The following is a 1,273-nucleotide window of genomic DNA, read 5'->3' as shown; positions in this document are numbered from 1 at the left end:
GTCACATATTGCGTGTCGAGCAGCTCGAACCCGCCCGCGATCAGCCGCGCCATCAGATGCACCAGCGCGACCTTCGATGCGTCGCGCGTGGTGTGAAACATGCTTTCGCCGAAGAAGGCCCGGCCGAGGCTGACGCCGTAGAGCCCGCCGACCAGATTGTCGTCCTGCCAGACCTCGACGCTGTGGCAATGGCCCGACGCGTATAGCCCGACATAGAGATCGCGGATGCGCCTGTTGATCCAGGTGTCGTCGCGGCCGGGCTGCGGCGCCGCGCAGCCGGCGATCACGGCCTTGAACGCGGTATCGACGGTGACGGTGAAGGCATCCGTGCGCACGGTGCGCGCCAGGCGGGAGGCGACACGGAAGCCGTCGAACGGAATCACGCCGCGCAATTCCGGCTCGACCCAGAACAGGGTCGGATCGTCGGCGCTCTCCGCCATCGGGAAGATGCCGCAGGCATAGGCGCGCAGCAGCACCTCGGGCGTGATCTCGGAGGAGGCGGAGTCGCGTGACGTCATAGCGCCAAGGATAGCAAAGCGCGGGCGGTCTTGCGATGGGGGCTGCCACCGGGACGCTACGTGTTGACGAAACGCGCCGGTTCCTCCACAAGCCGCGCCGTTCCGCCGCAGTTTCCCGAGACGGACTGCGCGGTCGTGCTAGATTGCAACAAAAAGATGGCGGCGCTGCCGGGACACGGTGGCTTGCGCCCGACAATCGACACAGGTGAGGGGGACGCTGCATGAAATGGTCATGGCGAACGTTTGCGCCGTTGCTGGTCTGGCTGGTGATCTATCTGGTTCCGGTGCCTTCGGGGCTGAACGCCAATCAGTGGCACTATTTCGCGGTGTTCGCCGCCGTGATCACCGGGCTGATCCTTGAATCGATGCCGGTCGGCGCGGTCGGTCTGATCGGCCTGACGGTCGCCGGCATCGGCGGCTATGTCGAGCACGATCCGAACAAATCGCTGCGCTGGATGCTCGGCGGCTTTTCCGAGAGCACGGTGTGGCTGATCGTCGGCGCCTTCGTGTTCTCGATCGGCTATCGCAAGAGCGGGCTCGGCCGCCGGCTGGCGCTGCTCTTGGTGCGCGGCCTCGGCCGCCGCACCATCGGGCTCGGCTACGCGGTGGCGTTCTCCGATCTCGTGCTGGCGCCGGCGACGCCGTCCAACACCGCGCGCTCGGGCGGCACCATCTATCCGATCGTCAGCAACATCCCGCGCATCTACGGTTCCGAGCCCGGCCCGACCGCGGGCAAGATCGGCACCTTCGTGATG

Annotated in this window: 2 protein-coding genes; one reads left to right on the top strand and one right to left on the bottom strand. The window is 66.5% G+C overall.

Annotated elements, in window-relative coordinates; translation table 11 throughout:
* The coding region (aat, locus tag IF803_RS42485) for a leucyl/phenylalanyl-tRNA--protein transferase (protein WP_461196162.1) at positions 1 to 518 on the bottom strand (518 nt) is incomplete at its 3' end.
* Positions 519 to 739: 221 nt separating this feature from the next.
* Here aat and IF803_RS42480 point away from each other — a divergent pair.
* A partial coding sequence (locus IF803_RS42480; RefSeq protein WP_461196161.1) for an anion permease occupies positions 740 to 1,273 on the top strand: 534 nt, incomplete at its 3' end.

Source organism: Bradyrhizobium sp. UFLA06-06, assembly GCF_054820065.1.
Note: the sequence above shows the minus strand (reverse complement) of the source record. Positions and strands in the feature narration are given on the sequence as shown.